This is a genomic window from Brevibacillus dissolubilis (genome assembly GCF_006170445.1).
GTDB lineage: Bacteria > Bacillota > Bacilli > Brevibacillales > Brevibacillaceae > Brevibacillus_B > Brevibacillus_B dissolubilis.
In genome coordinates, this window is the sequence record NZ_VCNA01000009.1 from 136,292 (window position 1) to 154,315 (window position 18,024).

At 52.5% G+C, this 18,024-nt stretch carries 18 protein-coding genes; 5 read left to right on the plus strand and 13 right to left on the minus strand.

Features of this window, described 5'->3' with window-relative positions; translation table 11 throughout:
- Window positions 1–3: 3 nt before the first annotated feature.
- Genes FGI41_RS17345 through FGI41_RS17360 form a run of 4 tightly spaced genes read right to left on the minus strand, consistent with a single transcriptional unit; the run spans window position 4 to window position 3,949 of the window.
- Window positions 4–525: an acyltransferase gene (locus tag FGI41_RS17345; protein ID WP_255298520.1), complete on the minus strand. Its 522-nt coding sequence runs from the start codon at window positions 523–525 to the stop codon at window positions 4–6.
- Window positions 485–1,768, minus strand: coding sequence for an oligosaccharide flippase family protein (locus FGI41_RS17350; RefSeq protein ID WP_176560329.1), 1,284 nt, complete (start codon window positions 1,766–1,768; stop codon window positions 485–487). Before FGI41_RS17350 ends, FGI41_RS17345 begins: the two co-directional genes overlap by 41 nt.
- Before the next feature lie 57 nt (window positions 1,769–1,825).
- Complete coding sequence (locus tag FGI41_RS17355; protein ID WP_176560330.1) at window positions 1,826–2,434, minus strand: YdcF family protein; 609 nt, start codon at window positions 2,432–2,434, stop codon at window positions 1,826–1,828.
- 15 nt (window positions 2,435–2,449) lie between these two features.
- Entirely contained in the window at window positions 2,450–3,949 is a 1,500-nt protein-coding gene (locus FGI41_RS17360; RefSeq protein ID WP_139491608.1) for a tyrosine-protein kinase domain-containing protein, read from the minus strand.
- A gap of 204 nt (window positions 3,950–4,153) precedes the next feature.
- Between FGI41_RS17360 and FGI41_RS17365 the strand changes: the two genes are divergently transcribed.
- A complete protein-coding gene (locus FGI41_RS17365) occupies window positions 4,154–4,981 on the plus strand; it encodes a M55 family metallopeptidase (RefSeq protein ID WP_139491609.1) in 828 nt (275 codons plus the stop codon).
- Between the two features lie 99 nt (window positions 4,982–5,080).
- On the opposite strand, the gene FGI41_RS17370 is transcribed toward FGI41_RS17365, so the two are convergent.
- The 3 genes from FGI41_RS17370 to FGI41_RS17380 all read right to left on the minus strand — a co-directional run bounded on the left by FGI41_RS17370 (window position 5,081) and on the right by FGI41_RS17380 (window position 9,427).
- The gene (locus FGI41_RS17370) at window positions 5,081–6,379 is read right to left on the minus strand and encodes a nucleotide sugar dehydrogenase (protein ID WP_139491610.1); all 1,299 of its coding nucleotides are present in this window, start codon (window positions 6,377–6,379) and stop codon (window positions 5,081–5,083) included.
- Window positions 6,380–6,658: 279 nt separating this feature from the next.
- Window positions 6,659–7,069: a DUF350 domain-containing protein gene (locus FGI41_RS17375; RefSeq protein ID WP_139491611.1), complete on the minus strand. Its 411-nt coding sequence runs from the start codon at window positions 7,067–7,069 to the stop codon at window positions 6,659–6,661.
- 3 nt (window positions 7,070–7,072) lie between these two features.
- Window positions 7,073–9,427, minus strand: a complete 2,355-nt coding sequence (locus tag FGI41_RS17380; protein ID WP_139491612.1) for an endonuclease MutS2 — start codon at window positions 9,425–9,427, stop codon at window positions 7,073–7,075.
- A gap of 129 nt (window positions 9,428–9,556) precedes the next feature.
- Here FGI41_RS17380 and FGI41_RS17385 point away from each other — a divergent pair, with 129 nt between their 5' ends.
- Window positions 9,557–10,468: an alpha/beta fold hydrolase gene (locus tag FGI41_RS17385; RefSeq protein ID WP_139491613.1), complete on the plus strand. Its 912-nt coding sequence runs from the start codon at window positions 9,557–9,559 to the stop codon at window positions 10,466–10,468.
- A gap of 120 nt (window positions 10,469–10,588) precedes the next feature.
- Entirely contained in the window at window positions 10,589–10,948 is a 360-nt protein-coding gene (locus FGI41_RS17390; RefSeq protein ID WP_139491614.1) for a phage holin family protein, read from the plus strand.
- A 79-nt stretch (window positions 10,949–11,027) separates the two neighbouring features.
- Here the strand turns inward: FGI41_RS17390 and FGI41_RS17395 are convergent, their stop codons facing one another.
- The 5 genes from FGI41_RS17395 to FGI41_RS17415 all read right to left on the minus strand — a co-directional run bounded on the left by FGI41_RS17395 (window position 11,028) and on the right by FGI41_RS17415 (window position 14,756).
- The gene (locus FGI41_RS17395) at window positions 11,028–11,303 is read right to left on the minus strand and encodes a hypothetical protein (RefSeq protein ID WP_139491615.1); all 276 of its coding nucleotides are present in this window, start codon (window positions 11,301–11,303) and stop codon (window positions 11,028–11,030) included.
- Complete coding sequence (locus tag FGI41_RS17400; protein WP_139491616.1) at window positions 11,291–11,527, minus strand: hypothetical protein; 237 nt, start codon at window positions 11,525–11,527, stop codon at window positions 11,291–11,293. The genes FGI41_RS17395 and FGI41_RS17400 overlap by 13 nt, the downstream gene beginning before the upstream one ends.
- A 91-nt stretch (window positions 11,528–11,618) precedes the next feature.
- Window positions 11,619–12,380, minus strand: coding sequence for a nickel pincer cofactor biosynthesis protein LarB (larB, locus tag FGI41_RS17405; protein ID WP_139491617.1), 762 nt, complete (start codon window positions 12,378–12,380; stop codon window positions 11,619–11,621).
- Window positions 12,373–13,212: an ATP-dependent sacrificial sulfur transferase LarE gene (gene larE, locus FGI41_RS17410; RefSeq protein WP_139491745.1), complete on the minus strand. Its 840-nt coding sequence runs from the start codon at window positions 13,210–13,212 to the stop codon at window positions 12,373–12,375. The genes larB and larE overlap by 8 nt, the downstream gene beginning before the upstream one ends.
- A gap of 314 nt (window positions 13,213–13,526) precedes the next feature.
- Window positions 13,527–14,756, minus strand: coding sequence for an MDR family MFS transporter (locus FGI41_RS17415; protein ID WP_139491618.1), 1,230 nt, complete (start codon window positions 14,754–14,756; stop codon window positions 13,527–13,529).
- Between the two features lie 135 nt (window positions 14,757–14,891).
- Between FGI41_RS17415 and FGI41_RS17420 the strand changes: the two genes are divergently transcribed.
- Both FGI41_RS17420 and FGI41_RS17425 read left to right on the plus strand, forming a co-directional pair.
- A complete protein-coding gene (locus FGI41_RS17420; RefSeq protein WP_139491619.1) occupies window positions 14,892–16,745 on the plus strand; it encodes an ABC transporter substrate-binding protein in 1,854 nt (617 codons plus the stop codon).
- Window positions 16,738–17,598 (plus strand): alpha/beta fold hydrolase, encoded by an 861-nt coding sequence (locus tag FGI41_RS17425; protein WP_139491620.1) that lies wholly within the window; start codon window positions 16,738–16,740, stop codon window positions 17,596–17,598. Before FGI41_RS17420 ends, FGI41_RS17425 begins: the two co-directional genes overlap by 8 nt.
- 134 nt (window positions 17,599–17,732) lie before the next feature.
- Here the strand turns inward: FGI41_RS17425 and zapA are convergent, their stop codons facing one another.
- The gene (zapA, locus tag FGI41_RS17430; RefSeq protein WP_139491621.1) at window positions 17,733–18,014 is read right to left on the minus strand and encodes a cell division protein ZapA; all 282 of its coding nucleotides are present in this window, start codon (window positions 18,012–18,014) and stop codon (window positions 17,733–17,735) included.
- Window positions 18,015–18,024: the final 10 nt, after the last annotated feature.

Below are 18,024 nucleotides of genomic sequence, written 5' to 3' on the forward strand. Positions count from 1 at the left end.
GCTTTATTTCATGAATGTGTTGATTAAATACTCTTTCTTCTGATCATGGTTCATCGAGCGGATATGGGTAGCTTTTTTCTCCACCTTGGCCCAGTAATCTTCTACCGTACCGATTACCTTGGCCGGCATCCCTACTGCGACAGAACCGCTTGGTATATCGCGTGTGACCACGGCACCTGCGCCGATCACACAGTTATCGCCGATGGTTACCCCCGGCATAATAATCGAGTTGACTCCGATGAATACGTTGTTGCCGACGCGGATTGGGCCGAACACATCGATATCTGGATGCTGTTCACGAAATACCCAGACCCCGCCGTCGTGTGTGATGAATTTCACATCGCTGGTCACAGTCACATGATCCCCGAGCGATACCAGAAACGGCTCCGAGCCAAACGTGGAATCGGTCAAGGCGTAAATGCGGCATCTGTCACCAATCTTCACCCCGATGGAGCGGCTGTAGCCGATGGGGTCTTGTTTCATTTTATAAAGTTTGATCAGTCGCTTCATTACGCCGAGCAGCAAGATAACGCGCCCCTTCCTTTTTCCACGTATACCACACAACGATGAGATACCCGAGCCCTAAGCTCAGTTCACAGCCAAACAAAGACCATGCCGCCCCTTTGAGTCCAAATGCGGCGATGGCGAAGGTAGAGAGCACCAGCACCACCAGATTGCTGATAAGATTGATAGGTGCCTGCACCTTGTATTTTTGCATCGCACCAAGCGCCGTCCCTACAAAAACGAAGGAATAGGTCACGGCTCCGGTCATCATCAGGATGACGAAGATGTCAGCCTGCTGTGCGTATTCCGCCCCATAGATCAGGGTGAGGATCTCTGCCCCGAAAAAATAAGTGACGATCACACCCGCAAGTCCAAGCCCGATGCCCATCGCGACCAGCTTTGCCAACAGTCGGAAGAATCCGGACATATTGCCCGTCTGGTACAGCTTCGCCAGACGCGGGCTGGCTGACTGCCCCAGCGCATTGATCACGGTATTACCGACGACCAAGAGATAGGCCATTGCTGCGAATATCCCCAATGCATGCTCCCCCAAATGATTTTGGATGAAATAGCGCGGGATATTAGTGTTGAGGGAGTTGATCATGACGGCAAAGCCTAATGGCAAGGCAACCCAAGCCAAATTTAGGATTTTAGTCATGCTCCAGCTAAATTTTACATCAAGATCGAGCTGTTTACCAGTCCTAAAGTCACAGAAAAAGAAAACTAGACCCCATACTAAAGTCATACCAACCACAGCCCAGACCAGACTTTTCGTCAGATACAGGACTATGGTCAGTATGATAAAAGAAAGAATTCCTCTCAAAATCATCGATTTGGCAATCGTGTTAAACAGCAACCGTTTTTGGAATTGTCCATGATAGATATCGCTGAAGGATTCGAACGCTTTGGCCACCGCCATCACCAGAACGACCAGCATCGTCTCCCAGGTGTAGCCCGATACGAGCGTAATCCCAGCAATCACCAGCATCGCTACCATCGTGGTGATGACCCGCAGATTGGCATATTCGGAGAAGCTGTACTCCTCTTTGGCATCTGTCACCTGCACGGTCCGAAGCTTCAGGTTGGCCAGCAGGATGACCGGCGAGCAGATCGCCAGTGCCAGGGAGAACCGCCCGACTGTCTCAGGCGTCCCCAGCCTCGCCAGCATCACCAGGATCCCCCACTGTGTAGCGGCATAGATGAGATTGGAGAGGAGCGTCCATGAGAAATCCTTCACGATTGATACTGATTGACCTGACTTCACATCTGATTCCTCTCTCTCGTTCCTAACTTTCCATGAGCAGCATTTCGGGATGAGACCCTAATATTTGAACCAATACCCGACCATCTTGGCGTACTCGCCCATGGTCAGAAATCGGCTAAGAGAGGTCTCCCACCAGCGCTCCGCCGTAAAATTCGGCGATTTGGAGCTCACATACGTCAGCTCAATCCCTGTATCCTGATACACCCGCTCAAAAATATAACGTGTCCGGCGCATATGATAATCACTCGTCACGACCAGAGCAGACTTGAACTTATGCTGAATCATCAGCTCTTTGGAGTTGGTGGCATTGGCATAGGTGCTGTCTGCCTTCCACTCAGGGATCACCTGGCTCTCTGGTACGCCGTGATTGACAGCACCGCGCACGGTCAGGGCATTTTCACTGGCATTGGTCAGCAGCACGTAGGGGGCATATCCTTCCCGATACAAGCGTGCCCCATCCTCCAGCCGTCCCAGATCACCACTGAGAATAATGATCGTGTCTGCCTTCTTCGGCTGCTCGCTTTGGATCACCAGCCAATTCCCTGCCTGATAAAAGAAAAAACCAGCAAGCGCCAACAGGGATAAGGCCGTCAATCCAATGATCTTGCGGGTCGTTGACTTCTTCTCTTGCCTCGATCGTTTTATCCTGTCGCTTCTGGTTTCCACTAATGCGTACACTCCTTAGCTTTTGTAGACAAATCGTGTTGTGCTGTTTTTCGGGTGGTTGAGTACAATCCCGATGATCTTGCCGTTTACCATCCTGATGACATCTTTGGCCTTCGTGAGGATCTCCCGGTTAGTCTTGCCCGACTGGATGATCATCAGCACTCCATCCACAATCGGAGCAAGCGTCTGTGCGTCAGAGACCGAGATGATCGGAGGAGCATCGATCAGTATATAATCGTACTCTTCACGCAGATCTGTCAGCAAATCCGCCATCCGGTTAGAGGTGAGCAGTTCCTGGCTATGCACGACAGGCCCGGAGGTGATGACGGACAGATTATTCACATTGGTTTTTTGGGTCACCTGCTTTGGTGTCTGAATTTCAGCCAGCAGCAGGTTGGTTAAGCCACGCTGATTGTTCATGCGGAAAAATTGGTGGATGCGCGGATTGCGCAAGTCGGCATCAACCAGCAGCACTTTTTTTCCGATCTGGGCCAGCGATACGGACAGATTGACTGCTGTAATCGGATTTCCTTTGCCTGGTCCTGGATTGGTCACGAGAATCGTATGAACAGGCTTCTCCAGACTGTATTGCAGGTTGGTGCGCAAGGTGCGGAATGCATCCTGCAGATCATCCTCATTGCCTGTGTGCTGGCTTTTGCGCAGGCCCAGACGGTCTCTTAAGCCGTTTTTCCAGCCAACCATCGGCTTGAGCTTTTTGGTGCTGCGTCTGCTTGGCAAATCGATTGTCACCGCGACCTCCTCCACGACAGCATGCGGGGATTGATCGATATCCATCAAGAGATAGCGTGCCCCCTCTGCTGTCTTGGGAATACTGCCAAGCACGGGTACATCGATGATCATCTCGACATCTTTTTCATCTTCAATCGAATCATTCAGATACGCTAACACGAAAATAATCCCCAGGCTGGTGAAGAATCCAAGGAAGAAGCCCAAGATGATATTCATCTTTTTGTTTGGTTTGATCGGGACGGGATTATCCTGATCGACGGCCAATTCGAGGATTTGGATATTATCCTCGGAGATGAACTGGCTGACCTCTGTCTGGGCCACCTTGGTGATGGTATTGGCAATCTCTACCGCCTTGTGGTAATCCTGATAGGAGACCGTGATCTTGACCACCTGCGAAGTCTTTAGACGGGTGACATTGGTCATCGCCGAAAGCGTGCTTGGTTTTAACTTCAGTTGGATCGAGGCTTGTAATCTCTCGGCAGCCTTTTCCATGATCGGCCGGCTTTTGATGATGACGTTATAGGTGTCCACCAGCTTGGAGTCGCGTTCAATATCGGCGATACTGATCACTTCTGCTGTCTTATCATTATTGCGGCTGATCAATAGCATGGTCGAAGCCTCAAAAGTGGGCTTAATATAATATTGGCTGACAAATGCGATGGTGGATGTAGAGATCAACGTACATACAACGATGATCCACAACCGTCTCTTAATCATGTTAAGGATAGCCTTGATATCCAATTCAGCTACTTTTCTGACTTCCATGTGCGATATTCCTCCGACATTCTTTGAGGATAAAAAACAATTTTGTCCAAAATTAGACGACGAACCTAAAGGTATTGTAACATAGATATCTAAACTTTAGTTTGTGAACAGGTTGTTAATATTCATTTAATTATTGCTTAAAATGGATGTGAAAACCCATTATTAACAGCATTCCCCTATCAAAAACGAAAGGACTGATTATTCATGAAAGTGTTTATCTCTGTGGATATGGAAGGAATTAGCGGAATCGTCGACCCCAGCTACATCAATCCCGATACAGGCAGCAATTATCAGCGCGGGCGGATGTTCATGACCGGTGATGTCAACGCCGCGATTGAAGGCGCATTGGAGGCTGGTGCTACCGAGATCGTCGTTGCTGACAGTCATCACCATCTCAATAATATCCTGATCGAAGAGTTACACCCCTCCGCTAGTCTATTGGCAGGGACTCCCCGTGATTACTCTATGATGCATGGATTGGATGAAACATTTGACGCTGCCATTCTGATCGGCTATCATGCCCGTCATGGTGTGCCGGGTGTGCTTAGCCATACCATGTCTGGCGTAATCAAAAATATGTACATTAACGGTCAAGTCGTCGGTGAGTTCGGCTTCAATGCCGTCTTCGCCGGTCTGACAGGTGTGCCTGTCGTCATGGTCACAGGTGATGACCAGATCGCCGACGAAGCATCCGCACTCATCCCTGGCATCCATACGGCCATCGTCAAAACAGCCACGTCCCGCACCTCTGCTCTCTGCCTGCCGCTTGCCAAAGCCCGCGAGACGATCCGCGAGCAAGCCAAGCTTTCCTTACATAACGCCAAAAACATCCAACCGCTGCTGGCCCAAAAACCGCTGGAGCTGCGCATCGAGTTCTCGCATACCGGCGAAGCCGAGATGGTCTCCATCATTCCTGGGACAACCTATCATGTCGGTACAACCGAGGTGAGCTACATGGCCCGTGATCAGTACGACCTGTATAAAACGATGCGGGCGATGATCAATCTGGCGGGTACGGTATCCTTTTTCTAATCACAGGAACACAGAATCCTCCAAAAAATGAATACCAAAAACCCCGCCGAGCTTTCTGACGACGGGGTTTTTGGTTTCGTGCGGGGTATCGTTGTGCGATTACATCCGTACGACTTTCACTTGTGTATCAAGGGTGCGTGGAATGCGGTTTTTGGTGTCAAACAGGACTGGGGATTCTGCCATTTGGGCGACCAGTTGGCTCCAATCGAGTTGGGTGAATTCTTGCTGCACCGCAGTGAGGAACAGGGCATCCGAGCCTTTGAGCGCTTGCTCCAGTGTCTCCACTTTATGCGTGTAGCTGGAGTGAACGGCTGGGTCGTAGGAGACGACTTCTACTCCTTTTGCCTGAAGCAATGCGATCACATCATGCACCGGGCTGATGCGGTCGTCGTTAGAGAAGTCCTTCATCGCCAGGCCCAGCACAGCTACACGGCTCTCCGCCAGTTGCTTACCTTGGGACTTGAGTGCTTCGTCGAGCATGTTGACGAGCACGGCCGGCACATTATCGTTGATGCCGCGCGCAGTGCCAAGCAGGTTGAGCGGTACGCCCAGCTCGTTGGCTTTTGGCTGGAGATAGTAGAGGGCGTTTGGCAGGCAGTAGCCGCCTACACCAGGGCCTGGGGTCAGCAGGTTGACACGGGTGTGCGTGTTCGCTACCTTGATCAGCTCATAGGTGTCGATGCCGAATGCCTCGGCAAAACGGGCAAACTCTTGCACCATTGCGATATTCACGTCGCGTTGGATATTTTCGATGACTTTGGAAGTTTCCACGATGCGGATGCTGGAGATGGTGATCTCGGTTTCGCTGATAAAGGAGAGCAACTCTTTTCCTTTTTCTGCGCTCGCCTCGTTAATCCCGCCCAGCACGAGCGGCATGTGGATGAACTCTTCAAACGCACGGCCTTCCGCGATGCGCTCAGAGCAATAGGTCAGGTAGAAATCCTCGCCTGCCACAAGTCCACTGATCTCTTCCAAGATCGGCTTGATGACTTCTTCAGTCGTGCCCGGAACGACTGTGCTTCGGACCATGACGGTATCCCCTTTTTTGAGGATCTTCGCGATGGATTCCGCACAGCCTTTGAGCGGGCCGAAGTTTGGATCGCCGTTTTTGACCGGCAGACCTACTGTGATGATATAGTTGTTGACCGTCTCAGCCGCCTCCGCATAGGAAGTGGTCGCGTGAAAACGGTCAGCGGCGAGCTGCTCCTGCATGATCTCACGAAGCAATTTGCCTTTGTATGACTCAAGGTGGTGTGACTGCCCGGCATTGATCTCTTCCACCAGACGTGGACTGACATCGATCCCGACGACTTTAGCCCCTTTCATCGCATAGGTAAGCGCCAGCGGCAAGCCGACGAAGCCAAGTCCCACAACAGCCACGCGAACAGGATGCGTCATAATCGAATTCCCTCTTTCACTGTTTAACATGAATTCGTAAGCTCAGGGTGACCGCCTGCAGCTAGGACAAGTAGTAGACACCCAGGATCATAAAAATCACACAGCAAACGAATAAAATTTTATACAAGGTCTCCACAGTCGGATCCCTCCTCAACATCGGACAATCTCGTTTTACTCAATGCACTATTATACTCGTCCCGTGAAAAAAAAGGTATAGGGTGAAACAAAATGGTCACATCTAAAGACGTTTTTGGGGACGGTTTGGTTGCATAAAAAGGGCTATAAGGTCAGGCTGGCACCGATGACGAACGAAAAACCGACCGACAGGACCATGGAGATCAGGCCGATTGCCCGGTTGTCTTTTTCGATCTCTTCATCAACCTTCATACCAGGGGTCATGAACTCAAAGATAAAATAAGCCACAAGCAAAAGGATAAAGCCGAAAGAGCCGGTCACGAGCGCCCGGCCCAGACTGTCATGCTGCTCGATGGAAAAGCGGAAGATATTGGCGATGCCAAAAATCTTGCCGCCGGTTGCCATCGCAACGGCGATGTTGCCGTTTTTGAGTTCGTGCCAGACACGGTACTTGGTGACCAGCTCAAAGATGGATAAAAACAAGACCATGGCAAGACCTGTCACCGCAAAATAAGCGGCGGTAGCCAGATAGGGGTTGCTCAGCATCATCTTCATGGCTTACTTCAACTCCACGATGGTCGCGCCTACTCCGCCCTCACCCTGTCCGCCGAGACGGAAGGACTTGACGTTGCGGTGACTGCGCAGGTATTCGTGAACCCCTTTGCGCAAGGCACCTGTACCGTTGCCGGTAATAATCGATACGGAGTGGAAGCCTGCGAGCAGTACCTCATCTAAATAGCGGTCGATCTCGCTGATGCCATCCTCGACATTGTAGCCGCGCAGGTCAAGCTCCATTTTCACATCGGTTTTTGCCCGTTTGACGGAGGTGAACTGCTGCACAGGAGGTTTTTGGCTGGCTTCCTTGACGACGTTCATGTCGTCGCGCTTCACTTTCATCTTCATGATGCCGATCTGTACGAGGAATTCCTTGTCATTGACCTTTTCTAAGACGGTACCACGCTGGTTGAACGTGGTGACCATCACCTCGTCGCCTACCTTGATCTGGTGGGCACGGACGGCTTTTGGCTTTTTGACTTTTTCTTTTTCCAGCTCGAGGACTGCATTGCCGAGGCGCTGCTTGGCATCGATTAAGCGGTGTTCCTTGATCTCGACACCTTCGCGGCGCATCTGGCGCAGCTCACGGATGATGTCGTCGGCTTCTTCGCGGGCCAGCTGGACGGCGAGGTGTGCCTCTTCCTCCGCTTTTTCGAGCATGCGGTTCTTCTCTTCGGCGAAGCGCTGGCGCTCCTCTTCGAGCTGACGGCGCAGCTCTTCCGCTTGGCGGCGGAGTGCTTCGGCTTCTTCGCGCTCGCGTTCGGCTGATTTTTTGTTGCGTTCGAGGGAGGCGATCATCACTTCGACTTGGTTGTCTTCTTCGCTGACGGATGAGCGGGCTTTCTCGATGATCTCATCGGGCAAGCCTAGGCGGCGGGCAATGGCGAATGCATTGGAGCGGCCAGGGACACCGACGAGCAGTTTATAGGTAGGACGCAGGGTCTGTACATCGAACTCGACGCTTGCGTTGATCACTTCTTTGCGTTCGTAGGCATAGGCTTTCAGCTCGCTGTAGTGGGTGGTGGCGACAAGACGTGCGCCTTTTTCCAGTACGAAGTCGAGGATGGACATCGCGAGGGCCGCACCTTCTGTCGGGTCTGTACCTGCACCCAGCTCATCGAACAGCACGAGGCTTTTTTCATCCATGTTCTGCAGGATGGAGATGATGTTGACCAGATGGCTGGAGAACGTGGAGAGGCTCTGCTCGATCGACTGTTCGTCACCGATATCGGCGAAGATCGAGGAGAATACGGCCATCTCGCTGTCATCGTCAGCCGGGACCTGCAGACCAGACATGGCCATCAGGGACAAAAGACCGATCGTCTTGATCGTGACGGTCTTACCCCCGGTGTTGGGACCCGTGATGACGATCGCGGTGTAGCTCTGACCCAGCTCGACATCGGTTGGTACGACAACATTCCGGTCGATCAATGGATGGCGGGCGCGTTTGAGGCGGATGAAGCCTGTATCGTTGAGCTTAGGGGTGGTCGCTTTCATGCTGTAGCCGAGGTTGGCTTTGGCGAAGATGAAGTCGATTTCGGCCAAAAGCTCGACGTTTTGCTTCAGCTCTTCTACGTGCTCGCCTACTTTTACGGTAAGCGCATAGAGGATTTTTTCGATCTCGCGCTCTTCACGGATCCGCTGCTCACGGAGCTTGTTGTTCATCTGCACGACAGCTTCTGGCTCGATGAACAGGGTCGCACCTGATGCGGACTGGTCATGGACGATCCCGCCGAAATGCTGGCGGTACTCTTGCTTGACCGGGATGACGTAACGGTCACCACGGATCGTGACGATATTCTCCATCAGCATCTTCTGGATGGAGGTGGAGCGGGTCATGGAATCCAGCTTTTCGCGGATGCGGGATTCGAGGCTGCGGATCTCTTGGCGGATCTGGCGCAGGTCGATGCTGGCTGAATCCATCACATCTCCGTCATCATTAATACAGTTCTTGATCTCCTGCTCCGTCTCACGCAAGCCCTCGATCCCCTCGGCGAGGTACTTAAGGATCGGCAGCTCGTGATTGTCAGCCACATCGAGCAGGAAGTTCTTGAGGCGGCGTCCTGCATAGATGGTGCTCGCGATATCGAGCAGTTCCAACGGGGCAAGCATCGCACCCAGACGGCTACGCTGGATTGGGCCGCGGATGTCACGGATCCCCCCGAGCGGCACATCACCTTTAAGCCGCAGCACTTCGGAGCCTTCATAGGTTGCTTGTTGTGCATGACGCACTTGGTCTATATTGGTAAAAGGAGCAATCTGTCTGCACCATTCTTTACCTAACGTGGAAGAAGCTTTGTCCACTAACAAAGCGACGATTTTATCGTATTCTAACGTTTTCAAAACCCGTTGCTCCACTTGGGTTCCTCCTAACCAAAAAGCATTATCTTTCTATTATACCATGTGACAAGTATTGCTGAACAATTTTTGCGTTGAATCGACAAGCATGATTCACCTATTTTTGCAGAGGATGGGAGGAATGGCAGGATGCCGTACAGATTGGGGAACGGAATGCGGATTCATTACCTGGAATGGGGAGATCAACAGGCACAGCCTGTGGTGCTGATTCACGGCATACAGGGGTGTGCGGCGATCTGGTCAGAGGTGGCAGAAGCATTGGCACAGGCGGGCTATCGCGTCATCGCGCCGGATCTGCGCTGGCATGGGCAGACTTCACCTGATTCAGCCTCGTCGAACGTGGTTATATCTTCTCCAACGGGATATCCTCCCCATACCCCCGTTACGGAAAAGACCCGACCTTATACTGTCACGGCCTACGCCCAAGACGTGATCACCCTGATCGAACAACTCTCCCTGGGTTCCGTCCACCTCGTCGGCCACTCCCTGGGCGCAACGATTGCGTGGGAAGTGGCCACCGCGCGCCAAGACTTGGTGGATCGCCTGGTGATCGAAGACCAGCATCCATGCGCCCGTGACGGCAATCTGTCGTACTGGTTGGATTGGGCGAAGTCGTGGCAGGGGTCTTTTTCATCTTATGAAGAAGGAATCGCTTATCTGCATCAAATCGGACGAAATCCCGCCTGGTGGGGGCCAAGCCTGACCGAAAAAGCAGACGGCAGCTGGGGCTGGGCTTTTGATGTCCAAGCTTTGGTGGAGACCGCCCGGCAGATGCACCAGCAAGACGAATGGGACAGGCTGGCACGGATTCAAGCCCCGGTGCTGCTCATCCGCGGGGAGTGCAGTACACATCTCGCGGCAGATACAGCGGATCAGATGGTGAAGACGATCCCCGATGCTGTACTGGTAACCATCGCTGGTGAGGATCATTGGGTCCATCGGCATGCTCATCCATATGTAGATGTGGTGATCGACTTCTTCTCTTCTGCATCTGTAACGAAGCTGGCGCTTACACTGGAGGCGGAGCAAGATAAGCCCTGAGCCGCTATACACCGCGTCTTACAGGCCCTTTCAATGATTTGGCACGCCAATCCTTACATACTCCCTCCCTCTTTTGCACATGGTATGAAAAGCCCCCAAGAAAAAAGGAGGAGATACGAGATGACGATTATCCGTCATATCATCCGTTTTGTTGTCGCGGCCCTCGTTTTGATGTTGGTTGGTTTCTTGGTACCAGGATTTGAGATCGCCAGCTTCTGGACAGCCCTGTTGGCTGCGCTCGTCATCGCTGTGATCGGCTGGGCGGTGGAGGCAGTGTTTGGTGACAGAATCTCCCCTTATAACCGTGGAATCGTAGGCTTTCTCGTCAGCGCCGTGGTCATTTACCTGACCCAGTTTATTGTTGGCGGAATCCGCGTGACGATTCTCGGTGCGCTCTTGGCGTCGCTGGTGATCGGGATTATTGATCTGTTCATCCCGATCAAAGGTAAGATGGATTTCACCCCGAATGGGCAGAGATAAGCGCAATGCAGCAATACCGTCTGCATAGGAAAAAGGCAACCCGTGATTAGTGGGTTGCCTTTTTTGTGTGGGCGGGTGGTTATGGTTTGGGTGGAATCTCCTGCTGTTCATTTTTGAAGTCGGAAAAGGACCAATTTTGATATCCGGCTGGTTGGGTTTCCCCTGTGGCGGTTTTCTCATCCTTCGTGTATCGGGAGGTGTACTCGTACTCCGCTGTGTCATCTGGATCCTCGTAAAAGCGCATCTGTACGCGGGGATATCTCCCCTGCTCCTCTTCGTAACGGACCAGATAATCCTGTTCGATCACTTCTTGTTGGAATTGACTGCTGTTGAGCAGATCCTTCAATTGATACATGATATCAAGTGATCTTCTTTGCTGAGCTTATCGTCGAGCCTCACCTGAACGTGCAGAGTGGTCGGGGAGTATTTCATCTCAACATCATCGATATGTTTGTATTGGGATGTGATGTCTTGTTCAAATTGCACGACTTGCTCTGTATCTATGCTGGTGTAAGACGTACAGCCGCTTGCGGTCGCAGCCAGTCCGAGTACGGTCGTCAGTAAGAGTAGCTTCTTCATTCCATCACACACCTCATAAAAAATCCCAACCCGAACGAAACGTCAGGTTGGAATGATTACTGTTGATCTATACATGATGTGGCATACACGTTTAGGCGTTACCTGGAGAAGCCATCCGATGAATCATCCCTGCCATATACCCCGCACCAAAACCATTATCGATGTTCACTACAGACACACCATTCGCACAGGAATTGAGCATGGATAAAAGCGCCGCAACCCCGCCAAAATTGGCACCATAGCCTACACTGGTCGGCACGGCAATCACTGGCTTATCCACCAGCCCGGCCACCACACTGGTCAGCGCACCTTCCATGCCCGCGACACAGACAATCACCGATGCGCCGCGAATCTCGTCCAAGCGTTTGAACAGACGGTGAATGCCAGCCACGCCGACGTCGGTAATCACCCGTACCTCACTGCCGAAGCAGCGCACGGTCCAAGCGGCTTCCTGTGCCACCTGCCAGTCAGATGTCCCTGCGGCCACGACGGCGACATAGCCTTCCCGTACAGGCGTAAGCGGCTGTTCGCTCCAGACGACGATATTGGCATCTGCATGATACACAGACTCTGGAACCACCTGCTGTACCGCCTCCGCCTGCTCGCGCGATACACGGGTAGCCAGCACGATTGGCTGATGCTCGGTCAGCTTGGCAAAAATCCCGGTGAACTGCTCCACGCTTTTTCCAGCGGCATAGATCACTTCTGGGAATCCGGTACGCTCCTCACGGGACAGATCCAACTGAGCGAAGCCTAAGTCGCTTACCTGTGTCATCTGCTCATACGCCTGATCGACGGTGAGCTGGCCTGATTTTACTTTATACAAAATGGATTTGATATCTGCATTATCCATGGGTTTCCTTCGCTTCCTTGCTGAGCACAGCATTCAGGCTGCCTGTCTGGTATCCGAACAGGTCAAGCGTGACATACTTGTAGCCGATTTTCATCAGGGTCTGATTGATCTCTGCATGCTTTTCCACCAGACGCGGGAAGTCCTGCGGCTCCACCTCGATGCGGGCGATGTTGTCGTGATGACGCACGCGCACCTGATGGAAGCCAAGTGCCAACAGATAGCCTTCCGCCTGGTCGATCATATTGATCTTTTCCAGCGTGATCTCGTTGCCGTACGGGATGCGTGAGGACAGGCAGGCAAATGACGGCTTATCCCATGTGGACAGCCCCATCTCTTTGGACAGCTGGCGCAATTCTTCTTTGAAAAGACCTGCTTCCTGCAATGGACTGCGCACCCCGCGCTGAGCCGCCGCCATGCGTCCCGGACGGTAGTCGCCGAGGTCGTCCATGTTGGCTCCGTCTGCGATGATCCCGCCCCACTCGTTTTCTTCTGCCAAGTGGCCCAGATGCTCATACAGACCATCTTTGCAATAAAAACAGCGGTTGACCGGATTCGATACAAAATTCGGATTCTCCATCTCGCGGATCTCTGTTGTATAAAAGCGCGCGCCCAGCTGTTCGGCCAAACGCTTCGCTGCCTCAAACTCCCGTGTCGGGAACGTCTCTGATGCCGCTGTGACGGCAATCGCTTCGTTGCCGAGCACCTGTACAGCTCTTGCTAACAGGAAAGTGCTGTCCACACCACCTGAGAAGGCGATGACAACCCGTTTCATCTCCCGCAGGATGTTACCCAGTTTTTCATCTTTTTCCCGGATGGTTAACCGCTTCGCCATGTCGAGCAAGTCGTCTTTGGATGTGATGTCAGTCAAAACGATTCACCTCTTTCTTCATCGCTCTATTATACTTTTTCTGCGAAAACTTAGCACGACAAAATCAGCGGTCGGCACACATTTGGGTAAGGTGTGAACGACCACTGATTTTGTCTGTCCATTTTTTGCAGAAAGGAAGTCGGAAGTCTTTTTTATTTATAGATGGTGGCTAGCCGTTGGAGTGTGAGCAGCATCTGTTCGTAAGGAGACCGGCCCCAAAGGGGGAAAGGCGACTGGAGAACAGATGCTGCTCACACTCCTCGGGATAGCCAGACGACCTATACCGCCGTTGCCGCCTGCACCTGTGCCTCTTTTTCCTTCTGCTGCTTCACTTTGCGGATCAAGTTACGCTGGGCAAATGCTGAGACGAACAAAAGCGCACCGATCACGGCGAACAGCCAACCGCCGCCGAGGTACTCCAGGATCACACCGCCGAGCAACGGGCCAAATGAGCGGGCGGATTGCCAGCTGAGGGCGAAGATGGAGAAGTAGCGGCCGCGCAGTTCTTCGGGGGCCATCATGGAGACGACCTTTTGTACGTGTGGGCCGTTGAGCATCTCGCCGATGGTGAAAATGAACTCAAATAGGATCAGCAGTGCCAAGCCCGGTGCCCAGCCGTAGCCGAAACAGACGACGACAAAGGACATATAGGCAAAGAACAACACTTTTTCCGGGGCGATCTGCTCAGTCTTTTTCGCCAGCCAGATCTGCATGGTGATGACAAAAATCCCGTTGAGCGTGATCAGCGTCACGTAAATATCTTCGAAGTTGGCGAAATGGTTCTTCAGATGGAGCGGGAACGTGGAGTCAACCTGTGCATACAACAGACCGACCGGTACCGCGAGCAAGGTCAGCCAGTAGAGGGACTTATGCTCGGCGAATACGAAGGGAATGGTTTCATTTTTCTCTGCCTTGATCCGTGCTGCTGCGGGGAGGGTCTCCTGTATCTTGAAGAATACCATCCCGGCATAGATGAGCGAAGCCACGGCGGAGATCGTGAACACGAGCGCCGGGTTTTGCTTGAAGATCAACAGCCCGATCACCGGGCCGATTGCCGAACCGAGGTTAAAGGCGGTATGCAAGAGGGCAAATACCTGAGCACGCTTCTCCTGTGGCACCACATCTGCCACCTGTGCATTGGCCGCTGGCAGGAACAGCGCCATCCCTAAGCCGTTGAGTATGGTCAGTACGGCAAACGTCCAGACCGATTCCGCGAAGGCAAATCCGAGCATCGAGCCGGCCTGAATCAAGAGCGCCAGCATCATCAGCGGTTTTCGCCCGTAGCGGTCAGCCAGTGAACCGCCCCACAGCCCCAGGATCATGCCCGCCAGCGGCTGCAGACCGACAACGAGCATCGGCAGCAGGACAGAGCCTTCTAATTTGTCATATAAGTACAGCGCCAAAAACGGGCGCAGCATAAACCCGGTCAACGTGCTCAAAGCCGTACCCATCACGCGAATCCATATCGCGGAATCGTACTCGGCGATCATCGCCCTAAGTCTATTCATCGTATCCAACTCCCCTTTTTATCTGTTCTCACCTAGACATCATTTTACCTAGATTAAGGTGAAGAAAAAGTGTAAATTAGTGAAAGAGTATTTCATCTTTTTCCAAAAGATGTGCAAAAAGGAGCGGACACACGTATGCAAATGGCACAGCACTACCTAAAAATCCGCACCCACCTCCAACACGTCACCGAGGGGCGCGAATACGAAATCACCCTGCACGAGCTGGCCGACATCCTCTCCTGTTCCAGCCGCAACGTCAACCTGATCCTCAAAAAGCTGGCAGAGCAGAACTGGATACACTGGTCGGCCGGACGTGGACGGGGCAACCGATCTCACATCACCTTTTTCATGCGGACGGAAGAGCTGTCCTTGCAGCTTGCGCAAGAGCGTGTCAAAAAAGGGGACGTCTCGGGAGCCATCGAGCAGGTGAGCGGTTCGGCCGGGAGTCTGGCGCTCAAGCAGATGTTCATGGATTGGCTGACCGAGCATTTCGGCTATGTGGCAGAGATGAAAGAAGAGCGGCGCGTTGATCAGCTTCGGCTTCCGCTCTTTCGCCCGCTGTATGGGCTTGATCCGCTGTATGTGACTCATATTATGGAAGCGCATCTGCTAAAACAGATTTTTGATCCCCCGCTTCGCTTTAATCCTGTGTCGGGTCAGGTGGAACCGCATGTGGCACACTGTTTCAAAAAGAGTGACGACGGGATGCGCTACACCCTGTACCTGCGAAAAAGCGTGATGTTTCACCATGGGCGGGAGTTGACTGCTGACGATGTGAAATATACGCTGAGCCGCTTCCGTGACCCCCGCCTCACCTCCCCCTATGCATGGCTGACGGAGGAGATCGAGGAAGTACGGATTCTTGGGACACATGCGCTGGAAATCCGTCTGAATAAACCGAATCACATGTTTTTGCATATCTTGTGCGCCGATCAGATGGGGATCGTACCTCGGGATTTATGTGAGGGGAATGCCGAGAGCTTTGCCCGCTATCCGATCGGCACCGGGCCGTTTAAGCTGACGAAAAATGAAGAGTCTGTCTGCGCACTCGAAGCGTTCGTTCCGTATTTTCTCGGCCGGGCGCATCTGGATCGCGTCGAGATGTGGGTCGTCCCTGATCTGGAATCGTACTTCAAAATCGACTCGGAAGGCTATCAGGTCAGCTATCTGCCTTGTACGTCACCGCATGACCGCTCCACTCCCACCGTGTGGAATGAGACGAGCCGGACGCTGGCGGGGGCAACATTTATGAGTTTTAACTTACAAACGAAAGGGATTGTAACGAATCGGGCGTTTCGGGAAGCGGTCCGATATGCGCTCGACATCAAAGGGCTGGTGGCTGGATTGAATGATCCGCAGATTTTTCCGGCACGGGGGTTCTATCCAGAATCGCCAGCATCGCAGAAACGAAAGGATTCCCAAGACTCATCCACTGATGCCTATAACCTTTCTCTCGCCAGACAAAAACTGACCGAATCCGGCTACACAGGCGAACCTGTCACCCTCTATATCCACCCGTTCCGCCAACAGGATGCTGCGTCCATCCAAGCCCAGCTGCAGGAGGCAGGAATCAACATCACGATCCTCATCTCTTCTCCGACCGACTACTTCACCTCTGGATTAGACCGCGAAGCCGATATCTCGCTGTACGAGGTCACCTTACAAGAGAATCGGGTGTTTGATCTCACGGATGTCTTCTCGACAGATAACAGTATCCTGCACCGTAATCTTGGAGCGCTATATGAAGACAAATACCTGCCCAAGCTCCGGCAGCTACAGGCCGAGCCTGATCAGGAAAAGCAGGAGACTCACCTTACCGAGCTAGAGGCACTGGGTGCGGAGGAACTGGCTTATATCACGCTGTATCACCGGCAAAAAAGCATGTACTACCATCCGTCCGTACAAGGCGTCTCGATCAATGGTCTGGGATGCGTAGACTATCGGGAAGTCTGGTTTGAGCCGGCCGATTGTGAGGTGTCTTATGAGTAGAAGCGTACAAATATTTCATCACAACGGATTAGCCATCGAATACTCCATTATTGGGGAAGGTACCCCCATCTTGGTCATGCACGGCGGGCATTCCAACTGTTATGAAGAGTTTGGATACCGCGTCCTGGTGGAACACGGCTATTCGCTTATCACACCGTCACGGGCGGGTTACGGCCATACCTCCAAGGAACTGGGGGCGAGCCTTGCGACAGCTTGCCAAGCATACATCGCCTTGCTGGATCATCTGCAATTGGAAAAGGTTCACCTGCTAGCGGTTTCTGCCGGGGGACCAAGCGGAATATACCTTGCCTCCCGATATCCAGAACGGTTCCATACCCTGACGCTGCAATGTGCTGTCACCAAGCAATGGCTCACACCAAAAGATAAAGAATACAAAGCATCCCGTATCCTGTTCCGTCCCACCACCGAGAAATACCTGTGGAAGCTGGTCCGTACTCTGAATAATCGCTTTCCCCGCTTCTTGTTCAAGCAAATGGCTCCTTCCTTTAGTCGACTGACCCTTGCAGAGATTGAGCGAATGATGAATCAGTCTGATGTGGAAGAACTGCGTAAAATGAACAACCGTCAACGATCTGGCTATGGTTTTGTCTATGATATGGCTACCCCTGCATCGATCAGCACCGAAGACCTGCAAACCATCACAAGCCCCACATTGATCATCCATAGCAGACACGATGCAACCGTTCCTCTGGAGCACCCGATCCATGCGAATCAGTACATCATTGATTCCGAGCTTTTTCTATGTGAGACCTGGGGGCATCTGATATGGCTGGGCAAAGGATCAGAGCTGGTCGATCAGAAAATGATTCAGTTTCTCGAGAAGCACCCGTAATATGGGACTGCGTTTGATCTGGTACTGATCCCAACACGGCGGCATCCCCCTGCAATTGCACGCAACTAACATATCCGCAAAAAAACGAGCCAGTAGAAAAAGCTTCTACGGCTCGTTTTGTGTTGTGCTACGTCTTATTCGTTGTTGTCATCCGACTCATCACGCGCATCCTCCTGCAAGAGACGAAGCAGCTCTTCGTACTCCTGACGCAGACGGAAATGCTCATCCGCCATGTTCACACAGGCGAGGACGGCGATTTTGGCCGTATCAAGGCGGAGATTACCTTGGGCGATCTCGCGCATTTTATCGTCGACGTAACCGGCTACCATACGCATATGCGATGTGCTGGCTTTACCGGTCAGACGGTATTGTTGTCCATAGATCTCAACCGTTAGGCGATTCTTGTCTTCCTGCACGGAGGCTTCC

Bases quoted from the DNA above. Each gene is read 5' to 3' on its own strand.
- FGI41_RS17360 (WP_139491608.1), bottom strand. From the start codon at position 3,949: ATGGAAGTCAGAAAAGTAGCTGAATTGGATATCAAGGCTATCCTTAAC.
- FGI41_RS17395 (WP_139491615.1), bottom strand. From the start codon at position 11,303: ATGTATCAATTGAAGGATCTGCTCAACAGCAGTCAATTCCAACAAGAA.
- FGI41_RS17370 (WP_139491610.1), bottom strand. From the start codon at position 6,379: ATGACGCATCCTGTTCGCGTGGCTGTTGTGGGACTTGGCTTCGTCGGC.
- FGI41_RS17390 (WP_139491614.1), top strand. From the start codon at position 10,589: ATGACGATTATCCGTCATATCATCCGTTTTGTTGTCGCGGCCCTCGTT.
- FGI41_RS17415 (WP_139491618.1), bottom strand. From the start codon at position 14,756: ATGAATAGACTTAGGGCGATGATCGCCGAGTACGATTCCGCGATATGG.
- FGI41_RS17420 (WP_139491619.1), top strand. From the start codon at position 14,892: ATGCAAATGGCACAGCACTACCTAAAAATCCGCACCCACCTCCAACAC.
- FGI41_RS17400 (WP_139491616.1), bottom strand. From the start codon at position 11,527: ATGAAGAAGCTACTCTTACTGACGACCGTACTCGGACTGGCTGCGACC.
- FGI41_RS17425 (WP_139491620.1), top strand. From the start codon at position 16,738: ATGAGTAGAAGCGTACAAATATTTCATCACAACGGATTAGCCATCGAA.
- FGI41_RS17365 (WP_139491609.1), top strand. From the start codon at position 4,154: ATGAAAGTGTTTATCTCTGTGGATATGGAAGGAATTAGCGGAATCGTC.
- larB (WP_139491617.1), bottom strand. From the start codon at position 12,380: ATGGATAATGCAGATATCAAATCCATTTTGTATAAAGTAAAATCAGGC.
- FGI41_RS17385 (WP_139491613.1), top strand. From the start codon at position 9,557: ATGCCGTACAGATTGGGGAACGGAATGCGGATTCATTACCTGGAATGG.
- FGI41_RS17375 (WP_139491611.1), bottom strand. From the start codon at position 7,069: ATGAAGATGATGCTGAGCAACCCCTATCTGGCTACCGCCGCTTATTTT.
- larE (WP_139491745.1), bottom strand. From the start codon at position 13,212: ATGGCGAAGCGGTTAACCATCCGGGAAAAAGATGAAAAACTGGGTAAC.